We start from the raw sequence: 21,801 nt of genomic DNA on the forward strand, positions 1-21,801 counted from the left end.
GGAAATCAGAGGCTATTGCAGCACATGGAATATTAGCTGCTGCAAACGGCTGCGAGTGCGCTGAATATCTTCCTGTTCCGCGCCCTGAGTCATCTGGTCCAGCGTGAACGGGCTAATAATAAACAGCTGACACTGCTGGTCATACAACACGTCAATGACATTGATAAATCGCTGCTGCGTAGCGGGTGAAACCTCTGCCATTGCAGGAACGTCCTGGATAATCCAGCGTCGATATTCTGCGCATAAAGTCAGATAATCGATCACTGCGGTCGGGCCCTCGCACAAATCTTCGAATGAAAAATGCAGAAAATTTTCCGCTGGCGAGAGCAGGCTGAGACGCCGATTGCCCACGGCGATAGAGATCTTGGTGGGCAATGCTGCTGGCAGCTGGTATTCAAGGCGTTGAGCGGGTGTGCCGGGGAATAGATAAGCCCCTTCGCAGAAAGGTGTAAGATGATTAGTACCCAGACTGCGATAATCAAGGCTTCCATCCAGTGCGACCACTTCTAAATACTGTCGGATAAGCTTTATAGAGGGTTCAAAACGAGCATGATATAGCGGATTTGATAATAATTGCTCGGGAGGATAGTTCGAGGTTGCCACCAAAACAATACCGCGCTTGACGATAAGCTCAAGCAGGCTTTTCATCAGCATTGCATCACCGATATCGTGCAAATGCAGTTCATCGAAGCAGACTAATTGGCAGTCACCTAATTGAGCGCCAAGCACCGCATCGATACTGTTATCAGCGGATTGCGGATTATTCATACCGCGATGTAAATCGCGCAGGAAATCGTGAAAATGCACCCGGCGTTTTTTCTTTATCGGCGCCGCGGAGAAAAAGCTGTCAACAATAAAGCTTTTGCCGCGCCCTACTTTTCCCCAGATATAAACACCGCCGCCCAATGGTTTGGACTTTTTCAGCAGGCTTTTCTTAACCGTTAAACCGGATTTCATCAAGTTATCGAGTCGGGCAATAACGTGCCGCTGGTGCTCATCTAAAACAAACTGATTTTCAGTGGCTTTTTCATCCATCCGTCTTTGAAAATCAACACCTGTGTCCGCCGATTTCATGAGTCACATCCTTTGCAAATCATCCCTCTATCTTATTTATCCTTTCTATAGAGATTCAACATAAATATCTACAGTAACAGTGCTTTGTAAAAGCCAAAAAAAACCCCGCCATTAGCGGGGTCGATGTTCGAGATACTTGCCTGTAAAAGGCAGGAGTCAGAACAGTTCTTCTAAAAACTTTAGTTCTTAGAATGGGATATCGTCGTCGAAATCCATTGGTGGTTCGTTGCTTTGCGCAGGGGCATTGTTTTGAGCTGCCGGGCGAGATTGCTGACCGCCGCTGAACTGATTGCCGCCCTGTGGCTGCTGAGGCTGACCCCAACCAGCCTGACCACCCTGCTGACCGCCAGAAGCCTGACCGCCGCCTGCTGGAGCGCCGCCGCCAGCACGACCGCCTAGCATCTGCATGGTGCCGCCAACGTTGACCACAATTTCAGTCGTGTATTTTTCAACACCGGCCTGATCGGTCCATTTGCGTGTCTGCAATGCGCCTTCAATATAAACCTGAGAGCCTTTGCGCAGGTATTCACCTGCTACTTCTGCCAGCTTTCCGAAAAGCACTACGCGGTGCCATTCGGTTTTCTCTTTCTGTTCGCCGGTCGCCTTGTCGCGCCAGCTTTCAGAAGTTGCCAGGGTGATATTGGCAACAGCACCGCCGTTAGGCATGTAGCGGACTTCGGGATCCTGACCCAGATTCCCAACCAGAATCACTTTGTTTACGCCTCTGCTGGCCATGTCGACTCTCCTGATGAGTTAATTTTGTACAGTATAAACCATGAATTTTAGCATGGGCGGATTGCATATAATACTCTGAATGTGGATTCCAGAAATGTTTACAGACTCGACAAGTTTGCAGGCTTGTACTGGATATCCATTCAGGTTTTTTTGTGTCATACTTACTCGTTTCGTACTTTCTGTGCCCAATTTTCTGATTCAGATGCAGTGTCTGGGGCGGATATACCCGAATCTATCGGCAAGCGGGTATGCAATTCCACACGCGCATCACGGACAGTCACCGGCACGGTGAGCTTTCAAGTTATTCCGGGAATGATGAATGGATAAGATCGAAGTTCGGGGCGCACGCACCCATAATCTCAAGAATATCAACCTGATTATTCCGCGCGACAAACTGATTGTTGTCACCGGATTATCCGGTTCTGGCAAGTCCTCACTGGCTTTTGACACCTTGTATGCCGAGGGCCAACGCCGTTACGTCGAGTCGCTTTCCGCCTACGCACGCCAATTTCTGTCCTTGATGGAAAAACCGGATGTCGACCACATTGAAGGGTTGTCACCTGCGATTTCTATTGAGCAAAAATCAACATCGCACAACCCAAGGTCAACGGTCGGTACCATTACCGAGATCCACGACTACCTGCGCCTGCTGTTCGCCCGTGTGGGTGAGCCGCGCTGCGCGGAACACGGCGTGCCTCTAGCGGCACAAACTGTCAGTCAGATGGTAGATAACGTGCTGGCACAGCCGGAAGGCCAACGCCTGATGCTGCTGGCGCCTATCGTCAAGGATCGCAAAGGCGAGCACACCAAAACGCTGGAAAACCTCGCCGCACAGGGCTATATCCGCGCAAGGATCGACGGCGAAGTTTGCGATCTCTCTGATCCGCCTAAACTTGAGCTGCAGAAAAAACACAGCATTGAAGTCGTCGTTGACCGCTTTAAAGTACGTGACGATTTGTCGCAACGACTGGCCGAGTCATTCGAAACTGCCCTGGAGCTTTCCGGCGGTACTGCTGTAGTTGCCGATATGGACGACGCCAGCGTGCCAGAAATGCTGTTTTCGGCCAACTTTGCCTGTCCGATTTGTGGCTACAGCATGCGCGAGCTTGAACCGCGTATGTTCTCGTTCAACAACCCGGCCGGTGCCTGCCCGACCTGTGACGGTTTGGGCGTTCAGCAGTTCTTTGATCCAGAACGCGTAATTCAGAATCCGGAGCTGTCATTGGCCGGCGGCGCGATTCGTGGTTGGGATCGCCGTAACTTTTACTACTTCCAGATGCTGCGTTCTTTGAGCGAGCATTACAAATTCGACGTCGAATCTTCCTTCAACGAACTTAGCGAGGACGTGGTTCACGCCATCCTGCACGGGTCGGGCAAGCAGACTATCGAATTTAAATATATTAATGACCGTGGTGATACCTCGGTGCGTCGCCATCCGTTTGAAGGCGTGCTGCATAATATGGAGCGTCGCTATAAAGAGACGGAATCCAGCGCGGTGCGTGAAGAGTTGGCGAAATACATCAGCAATCGCCCCTGCGCCTCCTGCAAAGGTACGCGCCTGCGTGAAGAAGCGCGCAACGTGTTCGTTGAGGAAACCACGCTGCCGGAAATCTCCGATTACAGCATTGGTCATGCCATGGAATTTTTCCTGAGCATGAACCTCACCGGCCAACGTAAGCAGATTGCCGAGAAGATTCTGAAGGAAATCGGCGACCGACTGAGGTTCCTGGTTAACGTAGGCTTAAATTACCTGTCGCTGTCACGTTCGGCGGAGACACTATCCGGCGGTGAGGCGCAGCGTATCCGTCTGGCAAGCCAGATTGGTGCTGGTTTGGTGGGCGTGATGTACGTACTGGATGAGCCGTCTATCGGTTTGCATCAGCGCGATAACGAACGCCTGCTTGAGACCTTGATTCACCTGCGCGACCTCGGCAATACCGTGATCGTGGTTGAACATGACGAAGACGCGATTCGTGCCGCCGACCATATTATCGATATTGGTCCGGGAGCGGGCGTGCACGGCGGTGAAGTGGTTGCCGAAGGCACAGCAGAAGACATTATGGCCACCGAGAATTCCCTGACCGGGCAGTATCTCAGCGGCAAGCGTGAAATTTCCGTACCGGAGCAACGCGTACCCGCCGACGCAGCCAAAGTATTAAAACTGGTGGGCGCAACCGGTAATAACCTTAAAGATGTGACCCTTACGCTGCCGGTTGGCCTGTTTACCTGCATTACCGGAGTTTCCGGCTCAGGTAAATCGACGCTGATCAACGATACACTGTTCCCGCTGGCACAGCGCCAGCTTAATGGCGCAACGATTGCCGAAGCCGCGCCGTATCGCGACATCCAGGGTCTTGAGCATTTCGATAAAGTTATCGATATTGACCAAAGCCCGATTGGTCGGACACCGCGCTCAAACCCGGCAACCTATACCGGTATCTTTACCCCGGTGCGCGAGCTGTTTGCTGGAGTTCCTGAGTCACGTTCTCGCGGTTATACGCCAGGGCGTTTCAGCTTTAACGTCAAGGGCGGACGCTGCGAAGCCTGCCAGGGTGACGGCGTGATTAAGGTCGAGATGCACTTCTTGCCTGACATCTACGTGCCTTGCGATCAGTGTAAAGGCAAGCGCTATAACCGTGAAACGCTTGAGATTAAGTACAAAGGCAAGAGCATTCACGAAACGCTGGACATGACTATCGAAGAAGCACGAGATTTCTTTGATGCCGTTCCGGCGCTGGCGCGTAAGCTGCAAACTCTGATAGATGTGGGCCTGTCGTACATTCGCCTTGGGCAGTCAGCGACGACACTTTCCGGCGGTGAAGCACAGAGGGTCAAACTGGCTCGTGAACTGTCAAAACGCGGCACCGGCCAAACGCTGTATATTCTCGATGAGCCGACTACCGGTCTGCATTTCGCCGATATCCAGCAGTTGCTTGAGGTACTGCATCAGCTGCGTGACCAGGGCAATACCATCGTGGTGATTGAGCACAATCTTGACGTGATCAAAACGGCTGACTGGATTGTTGATCTGGGTCCTGAAGGTGGTCACGGCGGCGGGCAAATTCTAGTCTCTGGTACGCCTGAAACGGTAGCGGAATGCAAGGAATCGCATACCGCGCGCTTCCTGAAACCGTTGCTGGAACGTCATATGCTGAAGCATAAAAAATCTGCCTGATTAGCGGCTTAATTAATTGCTTGGCAAATACGTTAAAAGCGAGTCTTCTGACTCGCTTTTTTTATGCATGAAACTGAGATAACTGCTTGTCTTTTAGTGATCAAGTTTGCGACATTGGGTACCAATAATTCCCATCAGAATAGAGTTGAATAGTCGTTGCAGCAGCGAGACTAATATTCTTACCTCCATTTACATTAGGGTCAATGGGGCCGACAAGTGATAATGCGATTGTTCCGGATAAGTTTCTAATATAAATAACTCGACCACTGCTGGATGTTGGAAGATTAATAGAATCTCCTGACACCGTTGGAGTCGCGAAGTTTACAGTACTATAAGATAGTATCGTCTCTCCAACGTCTACTACAGCCTGAGCATATCTTAGGGATTCGATTGCACCACTGCTATTAATACCGATTAATAAGTTATTATTTTCATCTTCAATAGTTAGTGGATAGTTTGTAGCCCCGATTACTTGGACACCATAGGAGTTATTTCTAAATATTGCGCCAACGGTATCACCCACAGAACAAAAACCCGCTGCGGCTGCGTCATAGGATACAAATCCATATTGCGCTCCTGTATAGGTTGTAAAGCCAATATTGAAGTTACCCCGAGTTTGGAAACCGGTTGCTATACCATAATTTCCTAAGTTTACACAGTCGAAACCATATCCAACATAATCATCGGTTTTATTATTTAGCATCCCCAACTCATATCCAACCATAGATGTGGCTTGGGAACCTGCGTCAAGAGTAACATTTAGATTCTGTCCCCAAAATTTAGTATTAGGAACAAAAATTGCTGTCGAAGAGGCCGACGGAATACCAGTCGATCCGCTACCTCCCTTTAAATACCAGGCTGTATCAATAGTGATGGTTGTATTAGATAACGTCTGAATCAAACCGCTGTAAATAAGGTTAGAATTTGATGAGTCAGTAACATCAATAACTTGACCTGCCCGTAAGTGTGTGCTTACAGAACTTATATCAGTGGAAGTAATTGTATTAGTCGTGAAGGTAGTATTAGAAGTTGAAAGTAATGCTGGAGGCCCCTCAATCTGCCCGAATAGAAGGACGAAATCTCGATCGGAATAAGTGCCGAGACCTTCTGCAGATCCTAAGCCTACAACCTGAGTTATCGGTTCATTACTCTCAGGGGTAACTACATTACTAAAGGATGCAACTGCACCTCTGTCTTCAAGCCCGTCAAGCCAATTCCAAGCTTTAACGGTCTGCTGTGGAAAAGCAAATTGCTTAGCCCCAAAGTAAGGGATCCTATTTTCGTTAGCCACTGATTTTACAGCAGTTTCCAATTTAGATGGGTCAAAAGCATCGCGGGTACCACCTGCATCCATAAGGCTAATTGATTCAGCGTTTTTATCAGACTGGTTTCGTGCTACAGCCCCATCATAAGGTTGCTTTACCCCAATTAAAGCATCACCGAGAGAATCACTGGTCGAAGAAAGGTTAGAACGTAGAACCGCATCACCAAGAATTGACCAGCCACCCAGTCCAATTCCTCCCGTTGAAGTTGCTGTTGTTGAAGCTGCCACAACTTTTGGATATGTGCCAGTCCAGGAATATAAATAGCTTCCATCAGTAATGATATCCGCAGTCGAACTCAGTGTAGCTCCTGCAGAAAAAGTATAGGTTGTAATCGCTGTACCCGCCATAATTTCACCTCTAACAGTTAGATTTAATTATCAAAAAAATATTACTCAAACATCTGGAAATATAATTCAGACAATTAACTTACATTTTGATGTGTTATCAAAACACTCTCGTGGCTTGCGAAGTTATTTAAAAAACATAACTAAGCAAGCTCTACCTACAAGTTAGAGTGTTATTTGCGGACCGCGATAATAGTTTTATTAATTAATTTAAAAATAAAAACAATTAATTTAATAATCATGGTATTGATAATTTAACATCATGATTAATATGGCCTGTTTCTTATTTTATTTATACTGATAATTATTCGTTGAAACTACTACGCGTGAATTTGAGGTAAGTCATGTAATCTGGTGCGTATAAAGTCCCAAAAGGTTCTGACTTTAAACGGCATAAGTTGAATATTTTGTACCACCAGCTGCACTGGGAGCGGCAAGGGTTCGAACTCTGGCAATAGTCTGACCAGCGTGCCATCGGCCAATTCGTCGGCCACCTGATAGGATAGAAATCTGCCAATTCCTTTTGCTGATTTCACTGCCAGCACTCGGGTCTCAACATCATTAAACACCAAGTGAGGCGAAAGCCTGAGGCGCGGCCCTTCTTCGTGGGCGCCAAACCGCCATTCGTTGAACGTATCGCTGCTGCTCAACACTATTTGGTGCTTTGCCAGCTCAGAGGGATGGCGCAGGTCAGGATACGCGGCCAAATATTGTGGACTGGCAATCATAACGAGACTAACTTGCCCCAGCCGCCGCGCAACCTTTGAGGAATCTTCAAGATGTCCGATACGTACGGCGACATCGATCCCCTGTTCAATCAGATCAAGATTTCTATCACTAAGCAGTAGTTCGATCTGAATCTCGGGATGTAAACTCTGGAACTCCATGACCAGCGGTGCAATATGTCGCCGGCCAAACAGTACCGGAGCAGTCACGCGCAGCAGTCCTTTAAGCTGAGTTTCGGCAGTATCTTGCACCGCTTCGTTATAGCTTTTCAAAATATTAGCCGCCTGCTCTGCCAGCCTTACTCCCGCCTCGGTCGGCGCTAAACTTCTTGTCGTTCGCTCCACCAACCTTGCACCAAATCGTTGTTCCAGCGAGGCAATTGCGCGTGTCACTGCAGGAGCCGAACGCCGGAGCCTGCGTGCGGCTCCGGCAAGACTGCCCTGATTCAGCACTTCAAGAAAAATAGCGAGTTCATCAAGGCGATCCATAAATTATTCCATTTAGTGAAATTATCAATTTCAATAATCCCTGATTCCTTTCATCTATTGTAAGAGTAATCTGGATGGAAACCTAAAGGGAGAAACCTGATGACTAGACTAAAACTTTATGGCACACCGCTTTCAGGACACGTTCATCGCGTCACGCTGCTACTGAGAATGCTTGAGCTAGAGTATGAATTTATCGAAGCTGGAGCAGAATTACGGGCGACCGAGGCATTTCGCAAGCTGAATCCTTGGGGACAAATCCCGGTACTGGTCGATGGCGAAACGGTCATTGCCGACAGCAACGCGATTTTGATTTATCTGACGAAAACCTATGCCCCGGGCACTCATTGGCTTCCTGAAGATGCAGTAGCAGCGGCACATACGCAGCAATGGCTATGCAAGGCGGCAGGTGAAATTCGCTACGGGCCAGCTTCGGCGCGGCTGATTGCGCAATTCGGCACGCCGGAAGATTACCCCGTTGCGGTGAAGGTCGCGAAAAAATTTATGCCTCAGCTCGAGCTACATCTGAGTCAACGCGAATTTTTGGTAACAGATCAACCTACGGTAGCCGATCTGGCCTGCTACAGCTATGTCGCTCTTGCTCCCGAAGGCGGGATTTCGCTCGAAGCTTTTCCCGCTATCAGACAGTGGCTGTTGCGTATTGAAAGCCTGCCGGGCTTTATCGCAACGCCGCCGCTGCCTTTGCCCAAGCCTGCTCAGTAACGAGGTGATGCGATGGAAATTTTCCACCCGGATGAGAAACGAGCACAGACGCTGGCCGGATTTATGGTCGGCTCAGCTGGAATTTACCCTTCCATGCCGCAGCAGCACCGTGATTTCTTCGCCGGGCTGCCGTCTTTTTATATCGCAACTCTGGATGACCACGGCTGGCCGGTTGCGACCGTACTCAGTGGTCCGCCGGGATTTATTAGCACCGTGGACAACAGCCATTTGCGCATCAATTCACCACGGCGCGAAGATTGTCCGGCGTTATCGGCATTACAATCTGGCAAAGAATTAGGGACATTGGGTCTGGATTTCAGCAATCGGCGCAGAAATCGGGTCAACGGTGTAATTAGCCGGATGGATAAAAATCGGCTTGAGCTTGCCGTTAAGCAAAGTTTTGGCAACTGCCCGAAATATATTCAGCGTCGGAAAATCACACCACGCCAAAGTGAATTCGAAGCAATTGCTCATCTCAGCGGATTAGATAGCAAAGCGCGTGAAATGATCGCCTCAGCGGACACTTTTTTCGTAGCAACCCACGCCCATGCTGGTTCATCCACTGGCGGGGTGGATATTTCACACCGAGGCGGCAATCCCGGATTTGTGAAAATTGTTGGCGAGACCCTGTGGGTGCCTGATTTCAGCGGTAACCGCTACATGAACACCCTCGGCAATATGCTGGCAGAACCGCGCGCGGCACTGTTATTTATGGATTTTGTGAATGGTGACGTATTGCACCTGCAGGGCCATACCGAGTTAAATTGGCAGGTTGATGCCCAGCACAAACTTAAGGGTGCCGAGCGTTTTTGGTGTTTGCATGTGACATCCGCATGGCGATTTCCCGGTTTGCTGCCGTGGCAAGGAAGCGATATAGAATTCTCGCCTGCAACACTCAGCACCGGGATTTGGGCCTAAAGGATCTTGCAACATTAGCTGGCAATCGCATGACGTTTTTCTTCGGGCAGGCTAGATAGAACAAGCTGATACGAGCTGTCAATTAACGCATAAAACTGCGAGTCTGGCAGATTGCCATCAAGCAGGACGCTGTTCCAGTGAGCCTTGTTAAGGCAGTCACAGGCGATAATCTCAGGATGCTGATGGCGCAGATTCTCCGCCGTCTGATGACCCGTTTTTAACGAAATTGCCGGATGGCCTTTGATATCGCGCAGCATGGCAAACATCACCCCGGCAACCTTGATCTGGCTGGCCTGCCACTGATTTTCTGTGCTCTGCTGAGCTCCGGGTTTAGAGAGGCAATAATCAAGCAGTTGAGTATTATTCATCTTATTGACGCCTTGCATTGGAAATTGAGCAGGCAGTATATCTGGACAAAAAACACACAACTGCAACCCAGTTAACAAAATTCAGCGCTAGTTTGCCGAGGATGAACCGTTAAGGGTGATGACGATACGACGGGAACCCCCGTGATTGCGATGCTCGCAGAGATAAATCCCCTGCCAGGTACCGAGATTTAAACGCCCGTTACTGATTGGAATACTCACGCTACAGCCAAGCAGGCTGCTTTTGAGATGCGCTGGCATGTCGTCACTGCCTTCGTAATCATGCTGATACCAAGGCTCATTTTCTTTTACCGTGCGATTGAAAAAGCCCTCAAAATCTTGCCGCACGGTGGGATCGGCATTTTCGTTGATGGTTAATCCGGCCGAAGTATGCTGGATAAATACGTGGCACAGGCCTATCGACAGCTGTCGAATCTCGGGCAGCTGCTGCAAAATTTCATCGGTGATCAAATGAAAACCACGAGTTCGTTGCTTCAGTTTGATCTCTTTTTGAAACCACATAGCGCTCTCCTTATTTGATAAAAATCAATGAAAGTATAAGTTCTTTTCTAGGCTTTTGATTTAACAAGACGATCGGTCTATATTTAACGGATGACCATTGAAGCCCCAAAACCACGCCGTGGTCGTCCGCCAAAAGCCGGGCGCGAAAACATTGATACTCGCGAAGCGCTGGTCCGCTGCGGTACCGCCGTCCTTACCGAGCAAGGCTTTACCGCTGCAGGTATCGAAGGGATCTTGCGTCAGGTCGGCGTGCCAAAAGGCTCGTTTTATTACTATTTCGACAGTAAAGAGGCCTTCGGCCAGGCAATTATTGAAAACTATGCGCGCTTTTTTGCCTACAAACTGGATAAATGCCTTCTCAATCAAAATGTTGCCCCACTCGAAAGGATTCAGGCTTTTGTCACAGATGCCGCACAAGGTATGGCGAAATACCATTTCCGTCGCGGTTGTCTGATCGGCAATCTGGGGCAAGAAGTCTCTAATCTCCCCACTGATTATCGCGAACGGATTATCGCGATCCTGCGCAGTTGGGAGCAGCGAATCGAGCAATGTCTCGAGCTTGCCCGGCAGCAGAAAACTCTTGATCAACAGGCCGATTGCCATGCACTGGCAACCTATTTTTGGGCCGGATGGGAAGGTGCCGTGATGCGCGCCAAGCTCAACGGCAATGCCGATCCTTTAAATAATTTTATCACCCTCTTTCTGGCCGGGCTGCCTCGCCAACCCGACGTCAGCATTAAATCTGGAGTTCAAAATGTTTAAAGCTATCTTGATAGAAAAAACAGTTGATGGATCAAATGATCATTACCAGGCTACGCTAAAAGACGTTGAAGAAAGCCAGCTTCCAGCCGGTGAAGTCGTGGTCGATGTACACTATTCCACGCTGAACTATAAAGACGGACTGGCCATCACCGGCAGCGGTCCCATCGTGCGCAGCTTCCCAATGGTACCCGGTATTGATTTCTCCGGCGTGGTTTCAACAAGCAGTAACCCAAAATTTGCCGCTGGAAATCGCGTGCTGCTTAACGGCTGGGGATTTGGGGAAAAGGCCTGGGGTGGACTGGCGCAAAAAGTCAGTATAGATGCGCAATACCTTACCCCGGTCCCTGCTGCGATAAGCCTGAAAGACAGCATGATCATCGGCACCGCTGGGTATACCGCCATGCTGGCAATTATTGCTCTGGAAAAAAACGGCCTGACGCCCGATAAAGGCACGGTGCTGGTGACCGGTGCAAACGGCGGCGTTGGCAGCTTCGCTATCTCCCTGCTTGCTCGACTGGGTTATCAGGTAGCCGCATCGACTGGCAGACCGGAGGAAGCAGAATATTTAACTCAGCTCGGAGCCTGTGAAATCGTTGATCGCAACTTATTAAGCGAACCGGGTAAACCGCTGCAAAAAGAGCGCTGGGCGGCGGCGATCGATTCAGTAGGCAGTCACACATTGGCCAACGTTTGCGCCAGCATAAAAGAAAGTGGCACCGTCGCAGCCTGCGGGATGGCACAGGGAATGGATTTCCCGGCCAGCGTCGCACCGTTTATTTTACGCAATATCACTCTCGCCGGAATCAACAGCGTGACTCGCTCAGCGGAGGAACGTCAGGTGGCTTGGGCACGGCTGGCCGAGTTAGTAGATCCTTCCCTGCTAGCATCCATCAGTCAGGAAATTACGCTGGATGAAACCATTGAGGCTGCCCATCGGTTGATGAAAGGCCAGATTCGCGGACGTGTCGTGGTGAAAATTCAAGATTAGTTTAAAAGAAAAAGTCGGCGCAATGACGCCGACTTTTGTTGGCTTTTCCTGAACGGAAAAAGCGAGCTAAGCGTTTACTCGCCTGCTACTGCAGCAAACGCCGCTGCAACCTGCTCCACATTGTGGTGGTTCAGGCCGGCGATGCAGACGCGACCGCTGGCAATCAGGTAGACGCCAAACTCTTCACGAAGACGGTCAACCTGAGCCGGGCTGAAGCCGGTATAGCCAAACATACCGCGCTGTTGCAGCAAGTGGTCGAAGTTACGACCCGGCAGAGATTTCTTCAGGCTGTTAACCAGCGTCTGGCGCATTTCGATGATGCGAGTACGCATGGTTTCAACTTCCGCCAGCCACTGGGCTTTCAGTTCGGCATCACCTAAAACGGTAGAAACCACTTTAGCACCGAAGTTTGGCGGGCTTGAGTAGTTACGGCGAACCGTTGCTTTCAGCTGCCCCAATACACGACCCGCGGCCTCACTGTTCTCGCACACTACAGACAAGCCACCAACGCGCTCACCGTAGAGTGAAAAAATCTTGGAGAAGGAGTTGCTGACCAGCATGTTGACGCCGGCAGCAGCCATCGCGCGTATCGCATAGGCGTCTTGCTCCATGCCTACGCCAAAGCCTTGATAGGCGATGTCGAGGAACGGGATTAGCTCACGCTGCTTAACCAGTTCAATAACCTGATCCCATTGGGCCTGACTCAGGTCAGAACCGGTTGGGTTGTGGCAGCACGGATGCAGCAATACGATGCTTTGCGCTGGCAGAGTGTGCAGCTTCTCGAGCATACCGGCAAAGTTTACGCCGAGTTTCTCACCATCAAAGTAGGGATAGGTGTGAACTTTGAAGCCCGCGCCAGAGAAGATTGCGACATGGTTGTCCCAGGTCGGATCGCTCACCCACACTTCAGAATTAGGGAAGTAATATTTCAGGAAGTCAGCGCCCACTTTCAGCGCGCCAGAGCCGCCTACAGTTTGGATAGTCGCGATACGCTGCTGTTGTAAAGCAGAGTGTTCGGCACCAAACAACAGGCTCTGAATGCTGCTGCGGTAAGCGCCAAGACCTTCCATCGGCAAATAAACCGACGCAGTTTGCGCCACGGAATTCAACTGGTTTTCAGCGGCTTCGACTGCCCCAAGCTGTGGGATAATTCCATGATCGTCGTAATAAAGACCGATGCTCAGGTTTACCTTTTTCTCTCTTGGGTCGTTCTTGAAGCTTTCCATCAGCGACAATATTGGGTCACCGGCATAAGCATCAACATGTTGGAACACGGTATTTCTCCTTGGATTTCTTTTTCTTGGACAAGCGCCAGAATTCCCATTCTGCGGGGGATCTGTTATGTCGAAGCAGCGACGATTTACTGTTTTTTGTTATTTCTTAGACTAACAAATATTGCTCAAAAAAATCACTTTAATGTTGCGTTGTTGCGAGGCAAATTCAGGAATTTGCCACTTAAACGCTATAGCGCCCAGGGCGATGGTTCATGGCAATAATCAGATTGAGCACAAACGCGCCCATGATTGAGGCAATCAGCATGGGAATACTGACCACAAACAGCGATGCCAGCACAATCACAAAATCGACGCCCATTTGTAATTTGCCTGCGCGGATACCGTATTTATCCTGCAAATACAGGGACAAGATATTCATGCCACCGAGGCTCGCCTTGTGGCGGAACAGTACAATAAAGCCCATGCCCATAATCACGTTACCAAACAGCACCGCATAAAAAGGCTCAAGGTGATCAAAATGGATGAACAGCGGGTGCAGGCTGGTGAAAAGTGAGACTAATGCCACTGAGCTAAAGGTCTTGATGGTAAATGGCCATCCCATGCGGCGAATCGAGAGCCAATAGAATGGTAGATTGATGGTGAAAAATACCGCGCCAAAGGAATAGTGGGTCAGGTAGTGGATCAGGAATGCCAGACCCGCCGTGCTGCCGGTCAAAGCACCTGACTGGCGCAACATCATGACGCCAAACGAAACCATCAATGTGCCCATCAAGATAGCGAGCATGTCTTCAAGCCAGGTATGCCCAACCTGCGGCGGTGTAATGCTGTCTGTGTTATCCATAAAATTGCCTGTAAATTTTAAATATGAAAATACCGCGCAGGCTATGCGTGCCTGCTGGGGCCATGAATTTTCATAGATAATTAACGACAGGGCCAAATAAGGCAATCACTTTTGCACAAATCAACCGAATTTAATTATAAAAATAATCATCTCACGCATTTATTCATTTTAAAGTGACATTTTCATGCATAAAGTCACCTTTTAACGCACCAAGCTAGTGAAATTGCACCAACTTGGAGCAGTATTATAGAGGTGACTTAAGCGGGTTTTTCAGCGGGTTCAATTGGCGAAGTTAACAGGCCATTTTCCTTGATACGATTGAGCACCACAGAGGTTTTAATATGCGCCACGCTTTTATGTACCGAAAGAATATGGCTGATTAAAGTACTTAAACCGGCTAAGTCTGCGACGGCAACCTTTAGAAGATAGTCTGCATCACCCGTGGTTTTATAGGCGTCAATGACGGCATCAACCTGTTCCAGCATCTGGTGGAAATCGCTAACATTTTCAGGTAAATGATTGATAAGCCTTATCTCAATCAGACCTATCATGCCCAACCCTAAAGCTTCAGGAGCCAAACGGGCGTGATAGCCCATGATCATTTGCTGCTGCTCGAGGCTGATCCTTCTGCGCGAACACTGCGATGCCGAAAGGCCGACAATTTCGCTGAGTTCCTGATTGGTCAAACGCCCATTAGCCTGCAGTAAGGTGAGGATTTTTAAGTCGTAATCGTCAATGCTATACATGGTTTATTACCTACTTATAAATTTTATTACTTAACACACTATCAGTTTTTTATTAGCCAAACCGTTGCTTTGTGCGCTGACGGTGGCTTTTTGATCTCAAATCACTATTTTCCTTGCAATAACAATGCCTGATTGAGGAATATGAGGGTATAAAAGCCGCTGGCAAGGAAATCTGATGAAAAAAATACTCCTCTCTATCAGCCTATTAATGAGCGTTACCACTGCGGCCCAGGCAGAAGGGAACTCATCTCACCTCGACAGAGTGATTCAGAAAGGATCGCTAAATGTCTGTACCACCGGTGATTACAAGCCGTACACCTATTTGCGTGCCGACGGGAAATATGAAGGCATCGATATCGCGATGGCCGAATCGCTGGCTGCCAGTCTGGGCGTGAAAGTTAACTGGGTGCCAACCACCTGGAAGACCATGATGGCAGATATGACTTCAAACCGTTGTGATATCGCGATGGGCGGGATTTCCGTCACATTGCCACGCCAGCAAAAAGCCTGGTTCGCCAATGTGCTGGATAAGGACGGTAAAATTCCGTTTGTGCGCTGTGAGAACGTTAAAAAATTTCAAACCGTGCAGCAGTTAAACAAACCTGCCACTCGCCTGATCGAGCCGGCAGGTGGAACTAATGAAGCCTTCGTCCACGCCTACTTACCCGATGCGCATTTAACACTGTCTCACGATAATCTGGCCATTTTTCAGATGTTGGTCGATAAAAAAGCTGATGTGATGGTTACTGATGCTTCAGAAGCGCTGTTCCAGCAGAAGCATTATCCAAAGCTGTGTGCCGTGAATCCTGACAAGCCGCTACAGTTTGGCGAGAAGGCCTATCTGCTGCCAAAAGATGATATTAGCTGGAAGATGTATGTCGATCAGTGGCTGCATCTGAGCAAGGCCAATGGCGATTATCAGAAAATCATGGGTCAATGGCTGGCGAAACAATCCTGATGAAGGCTTTATAGATCAATAAGGCGCGGCTCGAAAGCTGCGCTTTATCGAGATTTTACCGCTGAGTCAATCGCCTAAGTAGATTCTGGCGACGCGGGATGTCAGGGTAGTGATCAACTCGTAGGCGCTAATGCCGGTGAAAGCGGCAATCCGCTCTACCGGCAATTCCGCGCCCCAAAGGATAGCCTCATCGCCGACTTTATCCTGCGCGTCCGGGCCTAAGTCTACAGAAATCATGTCCATTGAGACACGCCCGACAATTGGGACTTCGCGCCCGTTGACCAATACTGGCGTGCCGCTGGGTGCACTGCGCGGATAACCGTCGCCATAGCCAATAGCCACCACGCCCAGGCGAGTATCTCGGGCGCTGGTCCATATCCCACCATAGCCGACTGGCTCTCCCGCGCGATGCTCACGCACGGCAATCAGGCTTGAAGTCAGGGTCATGGCTGGCTGTAGACCAAAGCTGCTGGCCTCGGCAGTAGCCAATGGCGATACTCCGTAAAGGATGATGCCAGGGCGAACCAGATCAAGGTGCGAAGCCGGCCACAGCAACACTCCTCCCGATGCGGCGATTGATTTCAACCCTGATTTACCCTGAGTTACCGACTGGAAGCTTTGCATCTGCTTTAAGGTGTAGTCACTTTCCGGCTCATCGGCGCGGCTGAAATGACTCATTGAATTCACCGGCTGAATAACGTTAGCGCACTGCAAAAGACGCTGATAGAAAGATTCAGCATTTTCAGGTGCAACGCCCAGGCGATGCATGCCCGTATCAATTTTCAACCACACCTTGAGCGGAGCGGCCAATTCGGCATTTTCAAGCGCCTCAAGCTGCTCGGAACTGTGTACTGCCGTCTCAATTCCGTGCCTCACCAGCAGCGGCAAATCTTCGGCAGCAAAGAAACCTTCCAGCAATAATATTGGCTTGAGCACGCCACCTGCACGTAGCGCAAGCGCCTCGCCGAGCCGCGCAACGCCATAATAATCAGCATCCTGCAAACTGTGCGCAGCCTCAAGCAGGCCATGCCCGTAGGCGTTCGCCTTCACCACCGCGACCACCCGGCTCTGCGGAGCTATATTACGGATGCGTTGCAGGTTTTGACGCAGAACGCGGCGATCAATTACAGCCGTAGCCGCCTTCATCAAGTTTCCTTCTGGATGGGATCAAATTAGCTAGCCTTAAAAACTAGTCTTCGTCGTATTGTGGGCCGCCATAGTTATCGAATCGTGACCACTGCCCGTTAAACGTCAAACGCACTGTCCCGATCGGGCCGTTACGCTGCTTACCGAGGATGATCTGCGCGATGCCCTTCTCTTCGCTGTTATCGTGATAAACCTCATCGCGATAGATAAACATGATCAAGTCGGCATCCTGTTCGATGGAACCCGATTCACGCAAGTCGGAGTTGACCGGGCGTTTATCTGCACGTTGCTCCAGGCTTCGGTTCAGCTGGGACAATGCCACTACCGGCACCTGCAACTCTTTAGCCAGCGCCTTGAGAGAACGGGAAATCTCGGCAATTTCCAGAGTACGGTTGTCGGAAAGTGAAGGTACGCGCATCAGTTGCAGGTAGTCGATCATGATCATACTAAGGCCGCCGTGCTCGCGGAAAATACGGCGCGCGCGGGAGCGAACTTCAGTAGGAGTCAGGCCTGACGAGTCATCGATATACATATTACGTTTTTCGAGCAGAATACCCATGGTGCTGGAAATACGCGCCCAGTCCTCATCATCAAGCTGACCGGTACGAATACGGGTCTGGTCAACGCGGGAAAGCGAGGCCAGCATACGCATCATTAGCTGATCGCCGGGCATCTCGAGACTGAAAATCAGCACCGGCTTTTCCTGCATCATCGCGGCGTTTTCACACAAGTTCATGGCGAAGGTCGTTTTACCCATCGACGGACGGGCGGCGACGATAATCAGGTCAGACTTTTGCAGTCCGGCGGTTTTCTTGTCGAGATCGCTATAACCGGTTGATACGCCGGTCACACCGTCATGCGGTCGCTGGAACAGCTCTTCGATACGCGCCACTGTGCTCTCAAGGATGCGGTCAACGCTCTTGGGACCTTCATCTTTGTTAGCCCGACTTTCGGCAATCTGGAATACGCGGGATTCGGCCAGATCCAGCAGGTCTTCACTGCTGCGACCTTGAGGGTCGTAACCGGCATCGGCAATTTCGTTGGCGACCGAGATCATTTCACGCACTACCGCACGTTCGCGCACGATGTCTGCGTAAGCGCCGATGTTAGCCGCACTTGGGGTATTTTTAGATAATTCTGCGAGATAGGCAAAACCACCGACAGAGTCCAGATCCCCTTTCTGCTCAAGAGATTCGGACAGGGTAATCAGGTCGATTGGCTTGCTCATCTCCAACAGGCGCTGCATTTCGGTAAAAATCAGGCGATGCGGGCGGCTGAAGAAATCATTGCTGACCACGCGCTCGGCAACGTTATCCCAACGTTCGTTATCCAGCATCAACCCACCCAGCACAGACTGCTCGGCTTCAATTGAGTGTGGCGGAAGCTTTAGCCCTTCCATCTGACGATCGCGGGGTTCGTGCGGTTTGTTGGTTGGTTTGTTGTTTCCGGCCATTGGTCAATACTTTCCTACTATGAATAACTGGCGTGACGACGCAGCCTGAGGGTCAGTGCGAACGCTAATAACGCGTCAGTATACCGAATTATAATCTGTTGTGATGCCTCATTTCCAAACGGTCTTAGCAGCAGCACACCCCGACTGGATCGGCTCAATCAATTAGCGTAGGGTAAAAATCAGACCCCATTGCGAGGAACAATAATGGCCAAGCGTATTCAATTTAGCACCACAGGCGGACCAGAAGTTTTGGAATATGTGGATTTTACACCCGTTGACCCAGCTGCGAACGAAGTCCAAATCGAGAACAAGGCTATTGGTATCAACTATATCGACACCTATGTTCGCAGCGGTCTTTACCCAACGCCTTCGCTGCCGTCCGGGCTGGGAACCGAAGCTTCCGGCGTAGTTGCTAAAATTGGCGCTGATGTTAAGCACCTGAAAGTTGGCGATCGTGTGGTGTACGCACAGTCATCGTTGGGTTCTTACAGCGAATTTCACAATGTTCCGGCGTTCAGAGTCGCCGTGCTGCCAGATAGCATCAGCTTTGAGCAAGCCGCAGCTTCATTCCTGAAAGGCCTGACGGTTGAGTATCTTTTCCGCCAGACTCATAAAGTCAAAGCGGGGGATACTATTTTGTTCCACGCAGCCGCCGGTGGTGTTGGGCTGATTGCCTGTCAATGGGCCAAGGCGCTTGGCGTCAAGCTGATTGGTACTGTGGGTTCCGATGAAAAAGCCGAGCTGGCGAAAGCCCACGGTGCCTGGGAAACGATTAACTATCAGACAGAGAATATCGCCGAGCGCGTCAAGGAACTGACCGGTGGCGAGAAGGTTGCAGTAGTTTATGACTCGGTGGGTAAGAGTACCTGGCCAGCTTCGTTGGATAGCCTTAAACGCCACGGCCTGTTAATCAGCTTCGGTAATGCTTCTGGCCCGGTTACCGGCGTTGATTTAGGGATCCTGAACCAGAAAGGTTCGTTGTTTGTGACTCGCCCTTCCCTGAACAACTACGTTACCAATCAGCAGGAACTGGAAGCAGCCAGCGGCGAGCTGTTTGCTTTGATTTCTAGCGGTGCAATCAAAGTGGATGTCAAAGAGCAGCAGAAATTCCCACTGTCGCAGGCAAGCAAAGCGCACGAAACGCTGGAAAGCCGAGCGACCAGCGGCTCAAGTCTGCTGATTCCTGGCAAATAAGGCCGTCTGCGCTTTAGATGCAAAGAGGGCTCCGGTTAGGGAGCCCTCTGATGCTGTTCCTACGTCAATCATGTGAGTTCAGAACGGTACTGCCTGTAGGTTACTGCAAGGTTAACCTGGGGGCGATGTCGCTTGAGCGACTATTTTTTACCTCACCAGATCGGATGAAAATTTTTCGCCATCGACGATACGTCCATCCTAGCAGCGACCTATGTTAAAAAATATGATTAATTCACAGCAAAGGCATTTTATAGTTCAACCTGTGATCAAGCCCACATAAGTAAAAGTTATGGCAGCATGATTACATTCGGTCGCTCGCCTTTTTCTTTTCTATCGCGCTGATAAGCATGGTGTTTATATTTTAAACGCGCGATCAATCAAATTCGCGGGAAACGTCTGCGCTTATAGCGAGGTTTCTCGGGCTGTTTCACTGCACGATAAATCCATACCACCGCGACGGCCAGAACCAGCCAAGGCAACATTTTTATAACAATTGCCAGAAACCCGCCCAGCATCATGACGGCAAATGCAACGACCAGTGCAGCGAGCATCCCGAGCAGTGAAATTCCTGTCAGCAACAGCATAAAGAAAAAGCCGAGCACAAAGAGTATTTCCAACATAACTAAACTCCTCAAAGCACAATCAAGCTGGAATCTGCCAGCCTCAGGCCAAATTCGGCACTGAAAAAAATTAAAAATAAAAAATGTTATATACGAGGAACTATCAAGAAACGTGCCAGAGAGGCAGGGATTTTAAATTTATGATATTCAAGGGCTTATTAAACCCGCCGCGATTGGCGGGTTTAGGGATTTAGTCAGGAAGACTAACTTTTGGTGAATTCGACAGGGACTTCGAGGTTCAGGCTTCGCTGGTTGCCATTTGCGGACGCGTTACCATCGCCAGCGCTTGCTCAACTACGTCGACGCCTGCTCCCGGCTTGTGCGCATTTTCACTTAAATGCCTGCGCCACTGACGCGCTCCCGGTATCCCCTGGAAAATACCGAGAATATGGCGGGTAATGTGCCCCAGATAGGTTCCATTGGACAACTCGCTTTCAATGTAAGGATACAGCGCACGGATCACTTCTGGCCCAGTAAGCACTGGAGACTGGCTGCCAAACAGCTCGCGATCGACGTCCAGCAACATTGAAGGGTTTTGATAGGCTTCGCGGCCAATCATGACTCCGTCCATATGCTGCAAATGCTGTTTGGCATCTTCAAGCGACTTGATACCGCCATTGATTGCTATCGTCAGGTGCGGAAAATCGCGTTTAAGTTGATAAACACGCGGGTAATCCAACGGCGGCACCTCGCGGTTTTCCTTCGGGCTCAAACCAGATAACCAGGCCTTGCGCGCGTGAATAATAAAAGTGTCGCATCCGCCACGCTCGGAAACCTGCTGCACGAAATCACACAAGAACTCGTAGCTGTCCTGATCGTCGATGCCGATGCGCGTTTTTACCGTTACCGGGATGGAAACCACATCACGCATGGCTTTGATGCCATCGGCAACCAAAGCTGCTTGCCCCATCAGGCAAGCACCAAACATGCCGTTTTGCACGCGATCGGAAGGACAACCCACGTTGAGATTGATTTCATCATAGCCGCGTTGCTCGGCCAGTTTGGCGCAGATCGCCAAATCTTGCGGATTGCTGCCGCCCAGCTGTAGCGCAACCGGATGTTCCTGATCGCCAAACGCCAGATAATCGCCTTTGCCATGAATGATAGCGCCGGTGGTGACCATTTCGGTGTACAGCAGTGCCTCACGGCTCATCAGGCGATGAAAATGGCGGCAGTGGCGATCGGTCCAATCCAGCATGGGCGCAATGGAAAACCGCTGTGCTGAATATGCAGGGGAGCGATCGGCGTGTTCAAGGGTGTCTGTAGCTAAAGATTCTGGTTTATTTTCGAGCATTTTTATCTATTTAGGCTAATTGACGCTTTCTCCGTACGCCATGCAGTACACAAAATCATGGTGTACGTGGATACCGGAATTAGCTGAAGTATTCCCTACTATAACATAGATGAGCCTGACGTTGGGATGCTGCCAATAAAGGTTTTAGATCCAAGGAATGATTCCACCTATT

The 21,801-nt window shown here is 49.9% G+C and carries 20 protein-coding genes; 7 read left to right on the forward strand and 13 right to left on the reverse strand.

The features are described 5' to 3' along the window. Positions 1-12 precede the first annotated feature (12 nt). Entirely contained in the window at positions 13-1,074 is a 1,062-nt protein-coding gene (zapE, locus tag AB3G37_RS22450; protein ID WP_369789131.1) for a cell division protein ZapE, read from the reverse strand. A gap of 186 nt (positions 1,075-1,260) precedes the next feature. Beyond that, positions 1,261-1,809, reverse strand: coding sequence for a single-stranded DNA-binding protein SSB1 (gene ssb1, locus AB3G37_RS22455; protein ID WP_009634950.1), 549 nt, complete (start codon positions 1,807-1,809; stop codon positions 1,261-1,263). A gap of 319 nt (positions 1,810-2,128) precedes the next feature. Here ssb1 and uvrA point away from each other — a divergent pair, with 319 nt between their 5' ends. After that, positions 2,129-4,984: an excinuclease ABC subunit UvrA gene (gene uvrA, locus AB3G37_RS22460; RefSeq protein WP_009634951.1), complete on the forward strand. Its 2,856-nt coding sequence runs from the start codon at positions 2,129-2,131 to the stop codon at positions 4,982-4,984. A gap of 100 nt (positions 4,985-5,084) precedes the next feature. Here uvrA and AB3G37_RS22465 read toward each other — a convergent pair whose 3' ends face one another. After that, on the reverse strand, positions 5,085-6,656 hold the full coding sequence (locus tag AB3G37_RS22465; protein ID WP_369789132.1) for a hypothetical protein: 1,572 nt from the start codon (positions 6,654-6,656) through the stop codon (positions 5,085-5,087). A gap of 317 nt (positions 6,657-6,973) precedes the next feature. Further along, positions 6,974-7,867, reverse strand: a complete 894-nt coding sequence (locus AB3G37_RS22470) for a LysR family transcriptional regulator (RefSeq protein WP_369789133.1) — start codon at positions 7,865-7,867, stop codon at positions 6,974-6,976. Between the two features lie 99 nt (positions 7,868-7,966). On the opposite strand from AB3G37_RS22470, the gene AB3G37_RS22475 reads away from it, so the two are divergent. Together AB3G37_RS22475 and AB3G37_RS22480 are read left to right on the forward strand one after the other, a co-directional pair. After that, positions 7,967-8,587 carry a glutathione S-transferase family protein gene (locus AB3G37_RS22475; RefSeq protein WP_369789134.1) on the forward strand — a complete coding sequence of 207 codons (621 nt, stop codon included), beginning with the start codon at positions 7,967-7,969 and terminating at the stop codon, positions 8,585-8,587. Positions 8,588-8,599: 12 nt separating this feature from the next. Then, a complete protein-coding gene (locus tag AB3G37_RS22480; protein ID WP_369789135.1) occupies positions 8,600-9,505 on the forward strand; it encodes a pyridoxamine 5'-phosphate oxidase family protein in 906 nt (301 codons plus the stop codon). A gap of 14 nt (positions 9,506-9,519) precedes the next feature. On the opposite strand, the gene AB3G37_RS22485 is transcribed toward AB3G37_RS22480, so the two are convergent. Continuing rightward, positions 9,520-9,873: an MmcQ/YjbR family DNA-binding protein gene (locus tag AB3G37_RS22485; RefSeq protein WP_369789136.1), complete on the reverse strand. Its 354-nt coding sequence runs from the start codon at positions 9,871-9,873 to the stop codon at positions 9,520-9,522. A gap of 87 nt (positions 9,874-9,960) precedes the next feature. Then, on the reverse strand, positions 9,961-10,392 hold the full coding sequence (locus AB3G37_RS22490) for a secondary thiamine-phosphate synthase enzyme YjbQ (RefSeq protein ID WP_369789137.1): 432 nt from the start codon (positions 10,390-10,392) through the stop codon (positions 9,961-9,963). Between the two features lie 90 nt (positions 10,393-10,482). Here AB3G37_RS22490 and AB3G37_RS22495 point away from each other — a divergent pair, with 90 nt between their 5' ends. After that, positions 10,483-11,154, forward strand: coding sequence for a TetR/AcrR family transcriptional regulator (locus AB3G37_RS22495; RefSeq protein WP_369789138.1), 672 nt, complete (start codon positions 10,483-10,485; stop codon positions 11,152-11,154). After that, the gene (locus tag AB3G37_RS22500; RefSeq protein ID WP_369789139.1) at positions 11,147-12,142 is read left to right on the forward strand and encodes an MDR family oxidoreductase; all 996 of its coding nucleotides are present in this window, start codon (positions 11,147-11,149) and stop codon (positions 12,140-12,142) included. The genes AB3G37_RS22495 and AB3G37_RS22500 overlap by 8 nt, the downstream gene beginning before the upstream one ends. Positions 12,143-12,216: 74 nt before the next feature. Here AB3G37_RS22500 and AB3G37_RS22505 read toward each other — a convergent pair whose 3' ends face one another. From AB3G37_RS22505 to AB3G37_RS22515, 3 genes are all read right to left on the reverse strand, one after another. Further along, positions 12,217-13,416, reverse strand: a complete 1,200-nt coding sequence (locus tag AB3G37_RS22505) for an amino acid aminotransferase (RefSeq protein WP_369789140.1) — start codon at positions 13,414-13,416, stop codon at positions 12,217-12,219. A gap of 181 nt (positions 13,417-13,597) precedes the next feature. Then, entirely contained in the window at positions 13,598-14,218 is a 621-nt protein-coding gene (locus tag AB3G37_RS22510) for a YitT family protein (protein ID WP_369789141.1), read from the reverse strand. Positions 14,219-14,475: 257 nt separating this feature from the next. Further along, a complete protein-coding gene (locus AB3G37_RS22515) occupies positions 14,476-14,964 on the reverse strand; it encodes an Lrp/AsnC family transcriptional regulator (RefSeq protein ID WP_369789142.1) in 489 nt (162 codons plus the stop codon). 175 nt (positions 14,965-15,139) lie between these two features. Between AB3G37_RS22515 and AB3G37_RS22520 the strand changes: the two genes are divergently transcribed. Further along, positions 15,140-15,922, forward strand: a complete 783-nt coding sequence (locus tag AB3G37_RS22520) for a transporter substrate-binding domain-containing protein (protein WP_369789143.1) — start codon at positions 15,140-15,142, stop codon at positions 15,920-15,922. 66 nt (positions 15,923-15,988) lie between these two features. Here the strand turns inward: AB3G37_RS22520 and alr are convergent, their stop codons facing one another. Further along, the gene (alr, locus tag AB3G37_RS22525) at positions 15,989-17,068 is read right to left on the reverse strand and encodes an alanine racemase (RefSeq protein ID WP_369789144.1); all 1,080 of its coding nucleotides are present in this window, start codon (positions 17,066-17,068) and stop codon (positions 15,989-15,991) included. A gap of 43 nt (positions 17,069-17,111) precedes the next feature. Beyond that, on the reverse strand, positions 17,112-18,521 hold the full coding sequence (gene dnaB / locus AB3G37_RS22530; RefSeq protein ID WP_009638613.1) for a replicative DNA helicase: 1,410 nt from the start codon (positions 18,519-18,521) through the stop codon (positions 17,112-17,114). A 204-nt stretch (positions 18,522-18,725) separates the two neighbouring features. On the opposite strand from dnaB, the gene AB3G37_RS22535 reads away from it, so the two are divergent. Further along, complete coding sequence (locus AB3G37_RS22535; protein ID WP_369789145.1) at positions 18,726-19,715, forward strand: quinone oxidoreductase; 990 nt, start codon at positions 18,726-18,728, stop codon at positions 19,713-19,715. Between the two features lie 377 nt (positions 19,716-20,092). Here AB3G37_RS22535 and pspG read toward each other — a convergent pair whose 3' ends face one another. Together pspG and dusA are read right to left on the reverse strand one after the other, a co-directional pair. Next, positions 20,093-20,335 (reverse strand): envelope stress response protein PspG, encoded by a 243-nt coding sequence (gene pspG, locus AB3G37_RS22540; protein ID WP_009638611.1) that lies wholly within the window; start codon positions 20,333-20,335, stop codon positions 20,093-20,095. A 238-nt stretch (positions 20,336-20,573) separates the two neighbouring features. Beyond that, on the reverse strand, positions 20,574-21,629 hold the full coding sequence (gene dusA / locus AB3G37_RS22545) for a tRNA dihydrouridine(20/20a) synthase DusA (protein ID WP_369789146.1): 1,056 nt from the start codon (positions 21,627-21,629) through the stop codon (positions 20,574-20,576). Positions 21,630-21,801: the final 172 nt, after the last annotated feature.

This window comes from Rouxiella sp. WC2420, from assembly GCF_041200025.1.
Classification (GTDB): domain Bacteria; phylum Pseudomonadota; class Gammaproteobacteria; order Enterobacterales; family Enterobacteriaceae; genus Rouxiella.

What these genes read in the sequence shown, in the direction of transcription:
- zapE (WP_369789131.1), bottom strand. Translation starts at nt 1,074, where the DNA reads ATGAAATCGGCGGACACAGGTGTTGATTTTCAAAGACGGATGGATGAA.
- ssb1 (WP_009634950.1), bottom strand. Translation starts at nt 1,809, where the DNA reads ATGGCCAGCAGAGGCGTAAACAAAGTGATTCTGGTTGGGAATCTGGGT.
- uvrA (WP_009634951.1), top strand. Translation starts at nt 2,129, where the DNA reads ATGGATAAGATCGAAGTTCGGGGCGCACGCACCCATAATCTCAAGAAT.
- AB3G37_RS22465 (WP_369789132.1), bottom strand. Translation starts at nt 6,656, where the DNA reads ATGGCGGGTACAGCGATTACAACCTATACTTTTTCTGCAGGAGCTACA.
- AB3G37_RS22470 (WP_369789133.1), bottom strand. Translation starts at nt 7,867, where the DNA reads ATGGATCGCCTTGATGAACTCGCTATTTTTCTTGAAGTGCTGAATCAG.
- AB3G37_RS22475 (WP_369789134.1), top strand. Translation starts at nt 7,967, where the DNA reads ATGACTAGACTAAAACTTTATGGCACACCGCTTTCAGGACACGTTCAT.
- AB3G37_RS22480 (WP_369789135.1), top strand. Translation starts at nt 8,600, where the DNA reads ATGGAAATTTTCCACCCGGATGAGAAACGAGCACAGACGCTGGCCGGA.
- AB3G37_RS22485 (WP_369789136.1), bottom strand. Translation starts at nt 9,873, where the DNA reads ATGAATAATACTCAACTGCTTGATTATTGCCTCTCTAAACCCGGAGCT.
- AB3G37_RS22490 (WP_369789137.1), bottom strand. Translation starts at nt 10,392, where the DNA reads ATGTGGTTTCAAAAAGAGATCAAACTGAAGCAACGAACTCGTGGTTTT.
- AB3G37_RS22495 (WP_369789138.1), top strand. Translation starts at nt 10,483, where the DNA reads ATGACCATTGAAGCCCCAAAACCACGCCGTGGTCGTCCGCCAAAAGCC.
- AB3G37_RS22500 (WP_369789139.1), top strand. Translation starts at nt 11,147, where the DNA reads ATGTTTAAAGCTATCTTGATAGAAAAAACAGTTGATGGATCAAATGAT.
- AB3G37_RS22510 (WP_369789141.1), bottom strand. Translation starts at nt 14,218, where the DNA reads ATGGATAACACAGACAGCATTACACCGCCGCAGGTTGGGCATACCTGG.
- AB3G37_RS22515 (WP_369789142.1), bottom strand. Translation starts at nt 14,964, where the DNA reads ATGTATAGCATTGACGATTACGACTTAAAAATCCTCACCTTACTGCAG.
- AB3G37_RS22520 (WP_369789143.1), top strand. Translation starts at nt 15,140, where the DNA reads ATGAAAAAAATACTCCTCTCTATCAGCCTATTAATGAGCGTTACCACT.
- alr (WP_369789144.1), bottom strand. Translation starts at nt 17,068, where the DNA reads ATGAAGGCGGCTACGGCTGTAATTGATCGCCGCGTTCTGCGTCAAAAC.
- dnaB (WP_009638613.1), bottom strand. Translation starts at nt 18,521, where the DNA reads ATGGCCGGAAACAACAAACCAACCAACAAACCGCACGAACCCCGCGAT.
- AB3G37_RS22535 (WP_369789145.1), top strand. Translation starts at nt 18,726, where the DNA reads ATGGCCAAGCGTATTCAATTTAGCACCACAGGCGGACCAGAAGTTTTG.
- pspG (WP_009638611.1), bottom strand. Translation starts at nt 20,335, where the DNA reads ATGTTGGAAATACTCTTTGTGCTCGGCTTTTTCTTTATGCTGTTGCTG.
- dusA (WP_369789146.1), bottom strand. Translation starts at nt 21,629, where the DNA reads ATGCTCGAAAATAAACCAGAATCTTTAGCTACAGACACCCTTGAACAC.